Source organism: Sutterella seckii, assembly GCF_009183815.1.
Classification (GTDB): domain Bacteria; phylum Pseudomonadota; class Gammaproteobacteria; order Burkholderiales; family Burkholderiaceae_F; genus Sutterella; species Sutterella seckii.
In genome coordinates this window covers 1-16,318 of the sequence record NZ_WEHX01000053.1, presented here as the reverse complement: position 1 = coordinate 16,318, position 16,318 = coordinate 1, and the positions used below count along the sequence as shown (strand labels likewise).

Below are 16,318 nucleotides of genomic sequence, written 5' to 3'. Positions count from 1 at the left end.
CAGAAGCCTCTCGCAAATCTATTCATGATAGATATATTCTATCATATATTTGATATTTATACAATTAATGCATTATCTTTCGATTTGCTCAGAGCATCCTTAGATATTTAACATCCCCATAATCGAGAGTCCTCTTTCTACGGAAGTCCAATCCCGGGAAAGCGTGCATATTAAAGAGACGTAATGCCCCATTACCGCTCATTTCAATAACCTGAATGGGATTGCTGCCCGGGCGGGTGAGCGTAATGACAATCGCAGAGATGCCAGGAGGGGCTCCAACAAGGAGTTGGATGTCAGGATGCTGAAATCGATATTCATCTGCCAAGCGTTTTCTCATGGAAACCTGGATCTCATCGATATAACCCTTGCTCCAGATTCCTTGCCAGTATTCGCGGCGCTTCATCCATTGTTCAGTCTTGGCATTATCGATCTGACGACGTGTCGCTGAATCAATGACGTCAAAAGCCCAGTTGAGCTTGCGGCCGTTCATCCAGCGTTTGAGCAGGGTCTTTAGTTCGTCATCCAGGGTGCTGAAGCGTCGATCATGTAGCTGAGCAGATGGACCAATTATCCTCTCGAAGAAGTCGACGATGAGTACCTGCTCCTTTTCATCAGGCAGCATTTTCGTGGCGAACTTATCGAGAAAAGGCTCGAGAATGGCATGGCCGAACTCATTGATGAGACTCTCATCAATGAGCCGATTGTTGATGCGGCTGTCCTGATTGATGAAGTCGAGCCGCTGCTTCAGCCGATCACAACGCGGAGCAAATGTCGCATTTCCTTTGGCTATGGCAACCGACTGAACCGGCATGAAAACGTTCTTCATCATCTCGCCGTACTGCGGGAAGCGGGCGCGCCAAATACGACGGAACATATTCATGGATGGCCGGCGAAAAAGCTCGGTGCGTTCTTCAGCGTAGGGTTCAAGGAACCTACTGTCAGGAACCCTTTTACCGATTGATTCACAGAAGCCGCGCTCGAAATAACCTCGCTTGAAAGAATCGGAGAGCGCCGGATCCAGCTGCTTGACGGCCTTGATGGACTTAACGAGGTCATTAAACCCCATGGTATCCTCAGGCCATATTTCCCAAAAGCCCAGGGCGAAGCAGATTGCTGCACGCCGATTGCTTGTTTCGAGCGTCAGTTTCTGCAAATACGCGAGGATCCCCGGACGCTTCCACAAGGGCTGGCAGTCGGCGCCGGCGCCGAAGAGAGCTGCGCGCACAGCAGCCTGCACCTCGTTTGGCTGAATGTCCGCTTGATCTCCCCAACGATCGAGACGAGACCAGATCTCCCGAGGATCGGGGCCGACAGGACCGAAGAGCTCCCACTTGTCCTGCAGATGAAGCGAGACATCGTTGACCTGCTTCATGCGGTTGTACTTCGACGTAGAGACGCGAAGGCTGACCTTCTTTAGAAAGATTTCAAGATCGGTCCATGAACGCATCAGCGGGCCTCATTGGGTTGATGTAAGGCAGATGCAGGTTTGTCTGAAGAAGCGTTCTGCGCAAGGTCGGGCGCGGCAATCATCCTGACTTCTTCATCGCGCAGCTTCGGCTCTTCGAAAATGAAGCGGAACTCGATGCGGCGGTTCGCCTGATCATCCGTCGGCTCGGCATGGTCGTGATTTGGCAGCGGCCGATCCGCGCCGTACCCGGATAGAGAGAACAAGGATTCGCCGGCGCTGTTCGTCATATCGGCGAGTTCCGAATTGCCGAGCACCATGACCTCGAATACCGAGTTTGCTCGCGAAGCAGAAAGCATGCGGTTTCGCCAGTTGCTCGTGTCGCCGCGGAAGCGCAGATTGTCTGTGTGGCCTTCAATAAAGACGGCATCAAGTAGGTTGCCGTTGGGATTGAGGGTTCTGCAGAAGGGCGCCGCGCCGGCAGGGTTGTCCTCACCAGCCGGACGGTAGCAGGGGAGAACCTTGGCGAAATACTTTCCCATTTCCGCAACGCGCTCAAGGTATGGATCCTCGAGAACGTAGCTTTGCTTCCTGAACGTCACGGCTTCTTCCGGGAGCCTCAGCACGCCCTTGCTCGTGTCGATCGAGACCTGAATGCCTAACTCAGCGTCAAGCGTTTCCTTGATGTGCATGAGGAGCCCTGCTCGAGCAACATTATTCCCGCGAAGGCGCTCTTCCACCTCCACGAGACGACTGCGGACAGTTTCTGCCTGCTTGTGAGCCGTCATGGCCTGGGCTTCCGCGGCTTCTGCTCTGGTCTGAGCATCTTCAGCATCATTCGCAGCGCTCTGAGCCTGAATGATGGCGCAGGCGAGGGCGATGATGAAGACAAAGAGAAGCGCCGACATCAAATCCGAGACGCTTGCAAGGTAGTTTTCCGACCGTCCCTCGCTTCCTTGATGCCGTATGCTGGTTCTCGGCATCAGTTACCTCCTGCAGCGTTGGAAGATCCCGAAGCGACTGCCTGCGTGTTCCTGAGAGAAGAGGCAGTTTTGCTGAGTTCGCTGAGTTCCTTCTTGTACGAAGTCAGAAGGGCAAACTGATCACGCATCGCTCCCTTCATGACTTCGAGCTGCTTATTCATATCCGTAAGGACTTCGTCCAGATTGCCGTAAAGGCCGTTGAAGCCTCGAGCAGTCTTGAGCATCTTGTCAGAGGCTGCATCCTGGGATTCGATCCACTGATCAAGTCCTGAGCTCATGCTCGAAACAGCGTTCGCAAGCTGAGAATCGGCCGTTTCAAGGTGCTTTTTGAGGCCCTGATGGACAACGTCGAGCTGCTGAGTGATGTTCGAGAAGTGGGTCATTGTGATCTCCTGGATCTTCTCGGCATTGGTGATCATGTTTGAGAGACTGGATTGAATCGCTTGCTGCTGTTCTGTGATGCCGGCACTCGATTCCGCGACGTTCTCCAGCGTCTCCTTGAGACGTTCGCCAAGCTCGGCGGACGTCTTCTGAAGCGTACCAGCGTTTGTCTCAGCGCTCGAAGCGACAAGAGCAGCGGCCTTCTTGATCGATTCCTCAAATGACTGCGCCTCAGCAAAGAGACGAGACGTTTCATCTATCGTGTTTTGATAGTTCCTGAGGGCATCGAGCAGGGCGCCTAAATTTCCGACCATCGCTTTTTGACCGGATTCAAGGCGACCCATGAGACCAGTAATCGACTCGGCAGCCTTGTCGACATGATCGCCGAAGCGCTTGCCGGCATCGTCGCTCGAGTTGGAGAAATCAACGCCGGCCTGGTTGATGGTGGCAGCAAAAGCGTCTCCCGCCTGACCGATTGTCGCGAAGCTTTCAGCCGCTTTTCCGGCAGCACCTTCGATAGCCTCCTGACCGGCGGTCAGGCTGCTCTTAGCAGCATCAGCCGAAGCCTTGAGCGCATCGCCGAAAGAGACGCCATTCGTCTGGAGCTCCTTAGCCATTTCATCGAGGCGATTTGCGGAGGCGTCGAGCACCTCTTTGAGAGCGCCAACGCGGTTTTCGATCTCGGTACTCGCAAGGTCAAAGGCTTTTTCCATTTCCGTGACATGCTGCTTCGTGGCTTCGACTGCACCCGCCACCTTTTGATTGATGGAAAGGAAGGCATTCTTGAATTCAGCAGATGCGGCGCTGATTGCGTTGGCGGAATCAGTAAGACCAGCAGAAATGGCGTGGAGCTGCGATTCGACGATATCCGAAAGCTTCGAAACCGCCTCGTTCATCACGCCTTCAATCTGCTTGACCTGATTTTCAGACATCGAGCTGATGCCGGCCTCGATTGATTTGATGGCTTGAACGATCTCTATCTGAGCTTTGTTCCGCGCAGCAGCTTCGGCTTCATTTTCTGCCTTGATCCCATCGAGAAGCTTTGTGAAGAGCGTGTCAAGCTTGAGCTTCACGTCATCGGTAAGGCTTGTCATCTTCTTGCCCTGGTCGACGAGGAGCTTCCCGGATTCATACTGAAGGGCCTCGGCATAAAGAACGGTAATGCCGTCTTCGATTTTTTCATTCAGCTTTTCGATGCTGACGAGCAGGGCATTGTGACGGTGATTTGAGCCGAACACGAATAGAAGCGACAACAGGAGCCCGACCAGAGATGTAAGGAAAGCCTGACCAGCACCACTCAGGAGGTTTGTCAGCGTTTCAAGGAGAAGAGACAAATCGAGATGCGTCGACGCGAGACCTTGAGACCCAAGAGAGATGCCCGCAGAGAGCCCGGTGAAAGTAAAAAGAAGACCTGCACCAGTCAGAATCCCAGGGATGGCAGCGTAGAGACCGGCATTCACGTTAGCCAAGTAAAGCGAGTCTTCATTCAGATAGGCGCGAGGGGAGTTGACGGCAATAAGACCGTCTTCGCCCTGGATCCAAGAGTCAGCCGTCACGCGGCTTTCCCGTACGAAACGCTTCCATGGGCCTGCGATTAAAGAATTATCCTCAAATTTATTGTTTACGGCTTCCCATGTTGCGGGAGATAGACTATTCGCTTCAAGAACATCGATGGCGGTTTGAAGTTTGTCCAATAGACCGCCCGTTAATGTCCAGTATTTGTAGGCAGCCCTAATAAAAATCAACCCAATGATTGCGCAGAGAATGTAAGTGACGTCTTGGGATACAAGTTGATGAGGGAACTCTCTAATAACGAAAAAGGCCGCCAGACACAATACGGCGATCATTATCAGAGAAAAGATCAACTTGCAATATGCGGAAAAGGACATTTAATCTTGCGTCAACTGTAAAGAACGAATGGGAGCGAATTCAGATGGAGTAAGCGGTTTTAATCTTGCCGACACCGAGAGAGAAAAGCAGTACGCGTCATCAAATTAGCTGGTTGCAGTAATTCTGGAGAGAATTCAGAAATTTTACAGAACCACTGGGTAAATCGCGCTGATCGGGTAATCTGACAAAGTGCCATGAAAGGCGCTATAAATTATTCATCATAATAGTCGTTATGTTGAGTAATGACTTTTCCGAAGGACTCTGGTCCCATATCCTTGCCAACGGTTCAAGTCCTTAAACAAGCTTTTCACACAGCGTCACAACCACCGTTTGCGCCGAAGCTAGACTTGCAGGCATTGAATCTCTTCCGTTTCGGCAAAGCTTATGGTTGACACCATTCAGATCCGCGGCGCGCGCGTCCACAATCTCAAGAACATCGATGTGGACGTGCCTCTCGGCAAAATCGTGGCCGTTTCCGGCCTCTCGGGTTCAGGCAAATCGTCGCTCGCGCTTGGAATTCTTTATTCCGAAGGTTCAAGACGCTACCTCGAAGCGCTTTCAACCTATACGCGCCGTCGCATGACCGAGGCCCCGAAGGCCGACGTTGACGAAGTTCTCTATGTGCCGGCAGCGCTCGCGCTCCGCCAGCGTCCCGGCATCCCCGGAATCCGCAGCACCTTCGGCACGGGCACCGAACTTTTGAATAGCCTTCGATTAATGTTCTCGAGGCTCGCGAGCCACCGCTGCCCGAACGGCCACTACGTGCCGCCGAGCCTCAATGTCGCTGCCGGAAAGCCGCTCAAGTGTCCTGTCTGCGGCGCGGAATTCTATGCGCCCTCTGCCGAGGATCTTGCCTTCAACAGCCAGGGCGCCTGCCGGACCTGCGGCGGCACCGGGATTGTGAGAACCGTCGACCGCTCCACGCTCGTTCCCGACCCGAACCTCACGATCGATGAAGGCGCGGTCGCTCCCTGGAATTCACTCATGTGGTCCCTGATGACGGACGTCTGCCGCGCCATGGGCGTACGTACCGACGTTCCCTTCAAGGACCTGACCGAAAAGGAAAAAGACATCGTCTTCAACGGCCCTGCCGTGAAGAAGCATATCTTCTATAAGCCCAAGCACTCCGACATCCAGACAGCGGGCGAACTCGACTTCACCTACTACAACGCGGTCTACACCGTCGAAAATGCGCTCGCCAAGGTCAAGGACGACGCCGGCATGAAGCGCGTTGCGAAGTTCCTGAAGGAAGACGTCTGCCCGGACTGCCATGGCTCCAGAATCTCGGAAGCCGCCCGTGCTCCGCGCCTTCGGGGAATCGGCCTTGACGACGCCTGCCGGATGACGCTTTCCGAACTCGTGCTCTGGGTGAAGGGCGTGCCTGAGACGCTGCCGGAACCGATGCGCCCGATGGCAGAAAACATCTGCGCCTCGTTCCTCGAAACTGCAAAGCGCCTCCTCGACCTCGGGCTCAGCTATCTGACGCTTGACCGCTCCGCCGAGTCGCTTTCAACGGGTGAACGCCAGCGCATGCAGCTCGCGCGCGCCGTCAGAAACAGAACGACGGGCGTGCTTTACGTCCTCGACGAGCCTTCCATCGGTCTTCATCCGGCAAACATCATGGGCTTGATCGGCGTTATGAGAGACCTGATCCGCGACGGAAATTCCGTTGTCCTCGTCGATCATGACGTTCAGATTCTGAACGCTGCGGACTGGATGATCGAAATGGGACCGGAGGCCGGTGCCGGCGGCGGTACTGTGATTGCAGAGGGGCCGCTTAAGGCAATCGAAGCCGATCCGAAGAGCCTGATTGGTCCTTTCCTATCCGGCAAAACCATCCGCAGTCGCGACGTCACGCCGAAGGAACATATGTTCGACCTCGGCGTCATTGCAATGCAAACCGAGAGCATCCATACAGTGCATCCGCTCTCCGTGAGGATCCCGAAGGGCCGCCTTACGGTCGTCACTGGCGTTTCGGGTTCCGGAAAATCAACGCTCATTCTCGAGTCGCTTGTACCGGCGCTTGAGGCGCAGCTCGCCGGGAAGCCCCTCCCCTCGCACGTCAAATCGATTGACGCACTGGAGATCCGGCAGGTGAAGCTTGTTGACGCAACGCCCATCGGCATCAATGTGCGCTCGACCGTCGCCACTTATGCAAACGTTCATGATGAACTGAGAAAGGTCTTCGCCCGTACCGAAGACGCCAAAGCGCTCGGCTGGAAAGCGAGCGACTTTTCCTACAACACCGGGAAGCTCCGGTGCCCCGTCTGCGACGGTACGGGCATCGTGAGTCTCGACGTCCAGTTCCTGCCCGACGTCGACATCCCCTGCCCTGAATGCCGGGGCTCGCGCTATGCGGCCGACGCTCAGAAAGTGAAACACCGGAACAAGGAGAACGAAAGCTATTCGCTCCCGGAAATCATGGCGATGGACATCACGAGCGCCCTCAAGGCCTGCGACGGCCTGAAGATCGTCTCTCAGCGCCTGAAGACTCTCGAGGATCTCGGACTCGGCTACCTGACGCTCGGAGAAGCTACTCCGATGCTCTCAGGCGGTGAGGCGCAGCGCCTGAAGCTCGCCTCTGAAATGGGAAAGACACAGTCGGACGCCATTTTCGTCTTCGACGAGCCGACGATTGGTCTCCATCCGCTCGACGTAATGACGCTCCTGAAAGTTTTCCAGAGACTCATCGAAAACGGCGCAACCGTGATTGTGATTGAGCACGACCTCGACGTCATCAGAAACGCCGACTGGATCATTGACCTCGGTCCCGGCGGCGGCACAGAAGGCGGCCGCATTGTCGCATCAGGAACTCCATCCGACATCAAAGGAACGCCGGAGAGTCAGACCGGAAGGTTCATTTGAACATTCGAATGAATAATCCATGCGGCATGCATCCCTCCGGTTGATTGATTGCGGAAACGGCCTGATTCCTGGGAAATCAGGCCGTTCTGCTCTGGGGACCGAAAGAATATCAGCGGAGCGTCGTCACTTCCGCCGACATTTTCCCGAGCTCCACGGCAACCTCATGGGACTTGATGAGCGATTCCACCGGGAGGCACTCATAAACGCCGTGGAAATTGAGACCGCCCGTGAAGAAATTGGGCGTGGGAAGACCCATCTCGGAGATGCGGCAGCCGTCCGATCCCCCGCGGACCGGGTTCTCCACAATGTCGAGCCCAACCCGGCGGAAGGCTTCGCGCGCGATGTCGCAGACCTTCGGGAAGTGCTCGAGATAGTTTTTAAGGTTGTAGTACTGGTCCTTCACGGTGAGCGTGACGCGTCCGCCCCAGACCTTGTTCATCTCCTCGGCCACCTTCCTCGCGTAGGCCTTCCTGTCCTCGAACTTCACGTTGTCGTGGTCGCGGATCAGCATTCTGACGTCGACGCCGCGCACGGCGCCCGTGATTCCGATCGGGTGGAAGAAGCCTTCATACATCGAGGTCTTCTCGGGAACGCTTTCCGACGGGAAGCGCGAGAGGAAGTCCATCGCCATCCGGATGGCGTTCACCATCTTGTCCTTCGCGGACCCCGGATGAACGTTGAGGCCTTCGAAGTGCGCCGTCACCATTGCCGCATTGAAGGTTTCGGTATCAAAGCCCCCTCGTTCGCCGCCGTCAACCGTATAGGCATAGGCGGCGCCGAATTCCTGCGGATCGAATTTCGCGGTTCCGCGGCCGATTTCCTCGTCGGGCGTCACGCAGAAGCAGAGGCGCGCATGCGGAATCTCCGGGTGGTCGACGAAGAACTTTGCCGTTTCAACGAGCACGGCAACCCCCGCCTTGTCGTCGGCGCCGAGAAGCGTCGTGCCGTCCGTGACGACGAGCTTTTCGCCGGCATATTTCCCGACCTCGGGGAAGCGGTCAAGCGAAAGGACGATGTCCTTTTCCTTGTTGAGGCAAATGTCGCCGCCCGCGTAGTCGATCACCTTCCATTTGGCCGGCGCGCCGCTCGCCTCGGGCGACGTATCCATGTGCGCGATGAGGCCGAGCGCGGGCGCATTCTCATAACCCTTCGTCGCCTCGATCCAGCCGTAGACGATGCCGAAGGGCGTCACGCGGGTTTCGCGGACGCCCGCAGACTGGAATTCCTTTTCGAGAAGCGCCGCATAGGCAAGCTGCGCTTTGGTTGAGGGAAAGTCGGGCGACTGCGGGTCGCTCGTCGTGTCGTACTGCGTATAGGAAAGGAAGCGCTGCAGGATCAGCGGCAGCGACTCAAATTCGGATTTCGAATAATTCCCGTAATAGCTCATTTCCAGCATGAACGACTCCCGAAAAGAAAATGTTTACCCGAATAAAGGGAAATGCATCGAAGTTTAGTCCCGGGATAAGTATTGAGCGCAGTGTGTTTTTGGGTAGGACGCTCAAAACTAGTGCAAACCCTCTGTCACAGCGGTCCGATACCTTCCCGCACTAGGGAGATGCACCTATAGATAGTGCTGTATTCATTATTAGAATACGCAAAATAACTTATATTTCAATAATGTCATCTGAAAATGTTTATTCATTTTCAGATGACGTTTTCTTATACCACCAGGAGACGAAATTCATGACATGGGAAATGTGGGCGGCGCTCGCCGTAGTCTGCGTGACCGTATACGGGCTTTTGAAGCGCTGGGAAACGCGCCTTGTGCTTCTTTCCTCGGGCTTCGTCATGTGCCTGCTGTCGCTCAACCCGATTGCAGCCTTCCAGCAGTTCGACAAGTCGATGACGAGCGCCTCGCTCATCATCGTGATCTGCTCGGCCATGGGCTTTGCCCGCGTGATGAACATCACGAAGTGCGACCTGCATCTCGTCTCGCTCCTCACGAAGCCCCTCAACAAGCTCGGCATTCTCCTTCTTCCCTGCTGCATGATCGTGACGGGCGTCGTTTCGATCGCGATCTCGTCGCTCGCCGGCATGTGCGCCGCGATCGGTCCCACGATCTGCGCCCTTATGATCCGCGCGGGCTTCCGTCCGGCCATGGCCGCCGCCACGGTGATCGCCTCAACGCTTCCCTCCTTCTGGTCCCCGGGTTCATCGCACAACGGGTTCGTCGCGAAGCTCGCCGACTGGCCCATCATGGATTACCTCACCTACACGGGCACCCGCACGCTCCTCATTTCCATCGTCTGCATTGCGCTCATGGTCGGCTGCTGCCTTCTCTTCGGCGACTTCAAGAAGGGCGGCTTTGAGAACGACGGCGTTCATGACGCCGCCAACAAGGTCGACCTCCCCGAACACCCGAACCTCCTCTGGGCTTTCGCGCCGCTCCTTCCCGTGGTGCTCCTCTTCGTCGTCGCCGTCTGCTTCCCGCAGGTGAAGATTTCGGTTGCGACCGCCATGCTGATCGGCGTGATCTACACGCTCCTCGTCACGCGCTTCAATCCCGCCGACATCACCCGCAAGTTCTTTGACGGCATGGGTCACGGCTACGGCAATATTCTCGGCCTCATCATTGCGGCGGGCGTCTTCGCGGCGGGCCTGCGCTCCTGCGGCGTGATCGACGTCTTCGTCGAGGCGCTCAAAGGTTCGTCCGACCTCGCGAAGCTCGGCGCTGCCGTCGGCCCCTACGTTCTCGGCGTGATGACGGGTTCGGGCGACGCTGCCGCCTTCGCCTTCAATGAAGCCGTGACTCCGCATGCCGCCGCCTTCGGCCTCACGATTCCCGACCTCGGCTACCTCGCGAGCGTCGCCGCAACGTTCGGCCGCGTTTCCTCGCCTCTCGCCGCCGGCGTGATCGTGATATCCGGCATTGCCGGCGTTTCGCCGATCGAAGTGATCAAGCGTTCCGCGCCGGTGCAGATCTGCACGCTCACGTTCCTCTTCCTCATCAGTTGACGAAAATTGCTTTCAGCAATGTCCGGACGCAGTGAAGCCTGAGTCCGGATGCCGCCGGCGACAGAGTTCGCTTCAGAAGGCCCGGATTCCTCGATGGGATTCCGGGCCTTCTCTATTCAACCAGGACTGCGCGAAAAGAGTGATTCTTTGAGAGGAAGAGGCAGATGAGAGCGAGGTCCCGCTTCTAGACTTTTCCTCAAGTTCAAAACGTTCTTTAGGAGAAGAACATGACGAATCGCACTTTGCAGCGCCGGACCTGCCTCAGAGCATTTGCCGGACTTCTCGCCGCCGCGGCCGGCTGCCGCGCCGCCCATGCAGCGGATCCGAAGAAAATGATCGTTCTCTATTTCTCCTGGTCGGGGAGCACGCAGAAGGTCGCAGAGGAAATCCAGCGCCTCACCGGCTGCGACATCGCCCGGATCGAAACGGTAACGCCCTACCCGCGGGACTACCAGGCAACCGTGAAGATCGCCGTGCCCGAACATGAAAGCAAGGCGCGGCCGCCCATCCGGCCGCTTCCCGATCTCTCCGCCTACAACGTGATCGCGATCGGCCACCCCATCTGGAGCGGTCAGATGCCGATGGCGCTCTATACCTTCCTTGAAAATACGGATCTTTCCGGGAAGACGATCTTCCACTTCTCCACGAGCGGCGGAAGCGGCCTCGGCAACAGCCAGCAGGAAATCGCGAGGCTCGAACCCAATGCAAGGCTTCTCCCCGGCCATACGGTCTACGGCTGGGGCGGCGTGAGGGACCTTTCAGTCGTCCGCGGCTGGCTTGAAGCCGACGGGATCGCACTGAAAAGCGGGACTTAACTTTTTAATCATGGAGCCTTCAGTTTTTCAGAGTGACAGCCTGAGGCGGCAATGCACGTGCCGCCTCAGGATTCGTGAAGCATCACGCGGATGATTTCACGGTCCGTGTCGACCATCCCCTGGCTCGCGATGCGTCCGACCGCAGCCGCCGTATCGTCGGTCGTTTCCTGCACGATGCCGTCGCCCGCCCGGAAGGCCTTCTTGTGCTTCACCATATCGAGCGCAAGGAGCGCGCCCTCGACCGACATCGAGATCTTGGCGGCGCACGAGGACTTCGCCCCGTCGCAGAGAAGCCCCGACGTAATCGCGAGCGCATTGCTGATGACGGCTTCAATGTCCTTGTCTGAAAGGTGCTCGAGCATCGCGATGCCCGCGCCGCTTCCGCACCCCGCGCTCACCGCGCCGCAGTAGGCGGAAAGCTTGCCGATTCCCTGTTTGAGCGCAATCGTGACGAGGTCTGAGAGAAGGAGCGCGCGGATGACTCCCTCATCCGTCGAATGAAGCGCCTCGCCGAAGATTGCCACCGGAACGCTCGCCGTAATCCCCTGATTGCCGCTCCCCGACACAATGACGACGGGGAGTTCGCAGCCGTTCATGCGGGCGTCGGATGCCGCAGCCGCCCAGGCGCGCGCCTTTACGGCCGGATCATCGGCGTCTCTCGCAAGGAGAATCTGCCCGATGGTGGCGCCCCAGCTGCCCTTCAGTCCTTCTCTGGCGATAGCGAGATTGCATTCCATCTGGCGGCGAAGGAGCGCTTCCGTTTCAGTGCCCTTGAGAGGCATTTCGCGCGCGATGCGGATAAGCTCCGCAATCGACCAGTTCTCTTCGGGGGCATCCTCCTCGCAGGCGTCGCCTTCGGAGAAGATGCGCCGGCCGTCCTCTTCAATGCAGGTGATGTTCGTGTGATAGGTGCGGATCGTAACCGACGTGGTTTTGCCTTTGAGCTTTCCCGTCACGCGGATGAAGAACACATCGGGCTCCGTCGACTGACGGATCGTCATGGGTTCATGAACGCGCTCTCCGATTTCGCTGCGCTCCGCGTCCGAAACAGAAGCAAGTACCTGAAGCTTCGCCTCCGGGCGGCGCGAGACGAAACCGGCCGCCACCGCGGCTTCAATGCCGTAGAGACCCCCCGTATTCGGAACGATGACGCTCTTCACGTTCTTCACGATGTTGCGGGAGACTTCAACGTCAATCGACTCCGGGAAGCCGCCGAGGCGCTTTCCGGCTTCAGCGGCGGCATAAGCGAGCGCAATGGGTTCGGTGCAGCCCATTGCGGGAAGAAGTTCCTTGAGAAGCGCTTCGCGGTAGGGAGTGTATGAATCCGTCATGGTCGCAGGGGTCCCGAAAGAGATAGGCAAAACAACTTAGCCAATCGGATCAGGAAACGCAACAGAGAAGAATCCATTAGGCGTAAACAGGGATCCGCGGGGACGGTGCCGGTGCCGCGGCGACTATCGGTCCACGGACGCCGAAAGCGTCGTTATTTGACATTTTGTGACGCACGGGAAGCGAGTTCGCTCCTGACGAATGCCTTCACCTCATTCTCAAAAGCCTCGAGCGTCATGCGGCCGGCTTCGACTTCCTTCAGCTTCTCCTCAAACTGCGCGGTGAGCACTGCGCTCCTCATCCTCGGACTCACCTTGAGAAGGAGCGCTCTGCCTTTCTCTGAACAGTGGAGCTTCTTTCCTTCCGTCACGAGAAATTCGCGGCGCTTCAATTCCGAAATGATGGCGGCGCGCGTGGCAGGCGTTCCGATCCCGTCGGCTTCCCTGAGGCGCGCCCGGATTCTCGGGTCGTCGTACGCCCGGTGAATGCTCTCCATCGCGGCAATGAGCGTGCCTTCGGTGTAGTAAAGCGGCGGCTTCGTCTTTGCCTCAACGCCCTTCACTTCCCGGACCTCCACTTTGTCGCCGGCTCTGAGTTTCGGGAGCTCCTGCTCGTCGTCGGCGCCGCCCTCTTCCTTCCGGGCCTTTTCCTTTTCACGCCGTTCGGCCTCGATCTGCTTTCTGTAAAGCACCTTCCAGCCTTCTCTTTTCGGGATGTTCCCAGAGGCTTCGAACATTTCCCCGCCGATCCGAAGAAGGATCTTCGTCGACTCATATTCATAAGCCGGGAAGAACTGCGCGAGATAGCGCTTGGCGATGAGACCGTAGAGCTTCTGTTCGTCGGCGGAGAGCCTCGACCAGTCGGCGGCCAGTCCCGTCGGAATGATGCCGTGATGCGCCGTCACCTTGCCGTCGTTCCAGACGGGCGACTTGATCGCCGGATCGGCCTTTCCGCAGATGCCTGCAGCTCCGGGAATCGTCTTCGCAATCGCGGCAATCACCTTCGGCGCATCCGCATGCTGACTCTCGGGAAGAAACTGGCAGTCCGTGCGCGGGTATGAAATGCACTTATGCTTCTCATAGAGCGACTGGCAGAGGCTGAGGGTCTTTTCCGCCGTAAAGCCGAAGGCTTTGGAACCGGCCTGCTGGATGTCGGCGAGTGAAAAGCATCTGGGCTGCGCCTGGCGCTTCAATTTAGTTTCAGCAGAAATCACCTCGCCTTCGCGGCATCCCTGGAGCTTTTCGACGAGCTTCTTCCCGAATTCGAGGTCAATGAGGCGTCTTTCCTCGTCGAGACCCGTCTGATTCGCCCCGGGCTTCCATTTCGCCTGGAAAGCCTTCCCGCCGCCGAAGCATGAGGCAAGGATATTGAGGTACGGCACGGGCTTGAAGTTCCTTACAGCGTAGTCGCGCTGAGCGACGAGCGTCAGGGTCGGCGTCTGCACGCGCCCGACGACGATCAGATTCCTCGCGCCCTTCGCCTCCTCGCGCAGCGTATAAAAGCGCGAGAGATTCATGCCGAGAAGCCAGTCCGCGCGGCTTCGGCCGCGCGCAGCATCGCGCATGCCGACGAAATTGCGGTTGGGCTTCAGCTGAGAGAGGGCCTTCCGGATCGATTCCGGGTCAATCGCCGACGCCCAGAAGCGGTCAACGGGCTTGCGGCACCTGAAGTGCTCAAGCACCTCGTCTACGAGAAGCTGCCCCTCGCGGTCCGGGTCGCCCGCGTTGACGACGCGCCGCCTTGTTGACTTGAGGAGCTTCCCGATGGCGGCAAGCTGGGCCTTCGCGCCGCCGTCGGTTTTTCTCACCATCTGCCACGCTTCCGGGAAGATCGGAAGATCCTCCATGCGCCAGGGCTTTCTGCCGCTCTTGAGGGTCGGAACGCTATCAGGCAGATAGGCGTCGGGCTCGGCCTGCTCGAGGAGATGTCCGAAGCACCAGGTGACGACCGTCCCGCTTCGGCAGATGATGAAGGACTTCTCCCTTCTTTCAACGCCGATTCCCTCGGCGATCGCGCGCGCGAGGCTCGGCTTTTCGGCGATGTAGAGCGTGTCGATGTCGGTCAAGGGAGTTGTCCTGGTAGAAGAATACGGCGAGAAGAAAGATACACCAGCACGCACTCAATGCGCGTGCTGCAGTTCGATAGAGGGATTGCTCTCCATTCATGAAAATGAATTCAAGGAGCAGCGCCTTCATTCTCTGGTATTTGAGAACGCTCTCCAATGAATCGATTCAGCCATGCAAGACAATATTCTGTGCTTGCGCGCACCTTGAGTCTGGTCTGATTTTTAAATTTGCGGTCTGGATTCTTCGAAAATGATTTTACAACGCAGTTGATTTCACCAAGTCGAGTACAAAATTCAAGATAGGAAGCATCTGTACTTTCCTTTCCGAGCATAATAGTAATTCGCTCCTGCTGTTCCGGTTCCAATGGCGGAATCGCATTTTCCATTTGAGGAACTATCAGAATAGCTTCCTTGATATGCCGTAGAAAGCTCAGGAGATCATCATTAAGAAGTTTCGCTGTATTCAAATCCAGCATCTTTCTGAAATCATTTATCCGGGGCGAGAGAATCTCACAGGTCATGGCGAATTCTTTTCGATTGAAGCCTTTTTGAAGACTCTGCGGAGAATTTGCTGTTTCCCCTGACGAATTAGTGGATGCCCCTTGCCCTAGCCTGGCGAATCCCTCGCTGCGCGTGAGGCCGCTCAAAGCGAAAAGGCGGTCGATAAGCGCCGGGAGGTCTGAACCCAGACCGTTCTGCGGTGAAGGAAGAGCCTTCATGCGTTCATAGGCTCGTTCGGTATGGGCGCCGAAAAGACTGAGATAGCCCTCAGCATTTTTCTTGTATCCGGGAAAAAGACGGCTTGCGAGAACAAATGCGTCGTCGGGCGATGCGCCGAGCTCAATAGTTCGGACATGCACGATTCGCTTTCTATTGGTTCCGCATAATTCGACTTTCGTTTCTTCGCTGACAATGTGCTCTTCCGTCAACGGAATTTTTCCGTCGTACTTCGGATGATGCATTGCTACCCAATATTCAAAACATGGATTGGTGAAAGCCAGATGAATTGATTTGAAATGCGACTTAATTTCAAATGCTGAATGGAATCCATGATGTCCATCTCGGTCGAACACCATCCAGTACTCCCCGAAAGACTCTTTTCCAATAGCCTTTTCCCACAGCAGATTCTTTGCGATGGCCTCTATGTGAGCGCCAGGGTCGCCGCCATTCACCGCGAAGATCTGAATCCTCGAAGTGATTCCCAGAGCATTCGCGATTTCTCGGAGGTATCTGGATTCCGTCTGTCCTTCGCAGTAAATGGCGATTTTCGATCTGTCCCTGCGGATTCGGTCTCGGAGCATCGTAAGGCGTTTCTGGAGCTCCGCCTCATCGGCATCAGTGCATTCGAACCGCTCGATGGTGAGCTCAGGCTCCTCGTCTTCACGGGCGAGCACTGCAAGCGCAATGCTGCGCCTGCCCTTTGCTGTCTTTTCATAGAAGAGCCAGCTCCTGCCGTCTTTCTGCTTTGCGTAGTTCATGGTGTCTGGTGCTGATGGTTGGTGACGCCACCATCATGCAGAACCCATCCGTCCATTAGATGTCATACTAACTTTCGCCACCCCTTCAACCTTTCATGGAGTGGCAAAACATGCGATATTCGCAGGAGTTCAAAGACAACGTCGTAGCGCGC

General features: G+C 56.5%; 10 protein-coding genes. 3 read left to right on the top strand and 7 right to left on the bottom strand.

Annotated elements, in window-relative coordinates; all coding sequences use genetic code 11:
- Positions 1-88: 88 nt before the first annotated feature.
- Genes GBM95_RS07950 through GBM95_RS07940 form a run of 3 tightly spaced genes read right to left on the bottom strand, consistent with a single transcriptional unit; the run spans position 89 to position 4,658 of the window.
- Entirely contained in the window at positions 89-1,447 is a 1,359-nt protein-coding gene (locus GBM95_RS07950) for an EH signature domain-containing protein (protein WP_152158600.1), read from the bottom strand.
- Positions 1,447-2,388: an OmpA family protein gene (locus GBM95_RS07945; protein WP_152158599.1), complete on the bottom strand. Its 942-nt coding sequence runs from the start codon at positions 2,386-2,388 to the stop codon at positions 1,447-1,449. The genes GBM95_RS07950 and GBM95_RS07945 overlap by 1 nt, the downstream gene beginning before the upstream one ends.
- Positions 2,388-4,658: a hypothetical protein gene (locus GBM95_RS07940; RefSeq protein WP_152158598.1), complete on the bottom strand. Its 2,271-nt coding sequence runs from the start codon at positions 4,656-4,658 to the stop codon at positions 2,388-2,390. The genes GBM95_RS07945 and GBM95_RS07940 overlap by 1 nt, the downstream gene beginning before the upstream one ends.
- 385 nt (positions 4,659-5,043) lie before the next feature.
- Between GBM95_RS07940 and GBM95_RS07935 the strand changes: the two genes are divergently transcribed.
- On the top strand, positions 5,044-7,524 hold the full coding sequence (locus GBM95_RS07935; protein WP_152158597.1) for an excinuclease ABC subunit UvrA: 2,481 nt from the start codon (positions 5,044-5,046) through the stop codon (positions 7,522-7,524).
- Positions 7,525-7,633: 109 nt separating this feature from the next.
- Here GBM95_RS07935 and pepT read toward each other — a convergent pair whose 3' ends face one another.
- Complete coding sequence (gene pepT / locus GBM95_RS07930; RefSeq protein WP_226963230.1) at positions 7,634-8,920, bottom strand: peptidase T; 1,287 nt, start codon at positions 8,918-8,920, stop codon at positions 7,634-7,636.
- Between the two features lie 287 nt (positions 8,921-9,207).
- Here pepT and dcuC point away from each other — a divergent pair, with 287 nt between their 5' ends.
- Positions 9,208-10,479 carry a C4-dicarboxylate transporter DcuC gene (gene dcuC / locus GBM95_RS07925; protein ID WP_152158596.1) on the top strand — a complete coding sequence of 424 codons (1,272 nt, stop codon included), beginning with the start codon at positions 9,208-9,210 and terminating at the stop codon, positions 10,477-10,479.
- 227 nt (positions 10,480-10,706) lie between these two features.
- Positions 10,707-11,294, top strand: a complete 588-nt coding sequence (locus tag GBM95_RS07920; RefSeq protein ID WP_152158595.1) for a flavodoxin — start codon at positions 10,707-10,709, stop codon at positions 11,292-11,294.
- A gap of 65 nt (positions 11,295-11,359) precedes the next feature.
- On the opposite strand, the gene GBM95_RS07915 is transcribed toward GBM95_RS07920, so the two are convergent.
- From GBM95_RS07915 to GBM95_RS07905, 3 genes are all read right to left on the bottom strand, one after another.
- On the bottom strand, positions 11,360-12,625 hold the full coding sequence (locus GBM95_RS07915) for an L-cysteine desulfidase family protein (RefSeq protein WP_152158594.1): 1,266 nt from the start codon (positions 12,623-12,625) through the stop codon (positions 11,360-11,362).
- 152 nt (positions 12,626-12,777) lie between these two features.
- Complete coding sequence (locus GBM95_RS07910; RefSeq protein WP_226963229.1) at positions 12,778-14,688, bottom strand: DNA topoisomerase 3; 1,911 nt, start codon at positions 14,686-14,688, stop codon at positions 12,778-12,780.
- A 110-nt stretch (positions 14,689-14,798) separates the two neighbouring features.
- Positions 14,799-16,166 carry an RloB family protein gene (locus GBM95_RS07905; RefSeq protein ID WP_152158593.1) on the bottom strand — a complete coding sequence of 456 codons (1,368 nt, stop codon included), beginning with the start codon at positions 16,164-16,166 and terminating at the stop codon, positions 14,799-14,801.
- Positions 16,167-16,318 lie beyond the last annotated feature (152 nt).

What these genes read in the sequence shown, in the direction of transcription:
- GBM95_RS07950 (WP_152158600.1), bottom strand. Translation starts at nt 1,447, where the DNA reads ATGCGTTCATGGACCGATCTTGAAATCTTTCTAAAGAAGGTCAGCCTT.
- GBM95_RS07945 (WP_152158599.1), bottom strand. Translation starts at nt 2,388, where the DNA reads ATGCCGAGAACCAGCATACGGCATCAAGGAAGCGAGGGACGGTCGGAA.
- GBM95_RS07940 (WP_152158598.1), bottom strand. Translation starts at nt 4,658, where the DNA reads ATGTCCTTTTCCGCATATTGCAAGTTGATCTTTTCTCTGATAATGATC.
- GBM95_RS07935 (WP_152158597.1), top strand. Translation starts at nt 5,044, where the DNA reads ATGGTTGACACCATTCAGATCCGCGGCGCGCGCGTCCACAATCTCAAG.
- pepT (WP_226963230.1), bottom strand. Translation starts at nt 8,920, where the DNA reads ATGCTGGAAATGAGCTATTACGGGAATTATTCGAAATCCGAATTTGAG.
- dcuC (WP_152158596.1), top strand. Translation starts at nt 9,208, where the DNA reads ATGACATGGGAAATGTGGGCGGCGCTCGCCGTAGTCTGCGTGACCGTA.
- GBM95_RS07920 (WP_152158595.1), top strand. Translation starts at nt 10,707, where the DNA reads ATGACGAATCGCACTTTGCAGCGCCGGACCTGCCTCAGAGCATTTGCC.
- GBM95_RS07915 (WP_152158594.1), bottom strand. Translation starts at nt 12,625, where the DNA reads ATGACGGATTCATACACTCCCTACCGCGAAGCGCTTCTCAAGGAACTT.
- GBM95_RS07905 (WP_152158593.1), bottom strand. Translation starts at nt 16,166, where the DNA reads ATGAACTACGCAAAGCAGAAAGACGGCAGGAGCTGGCTCTTCTATGAA.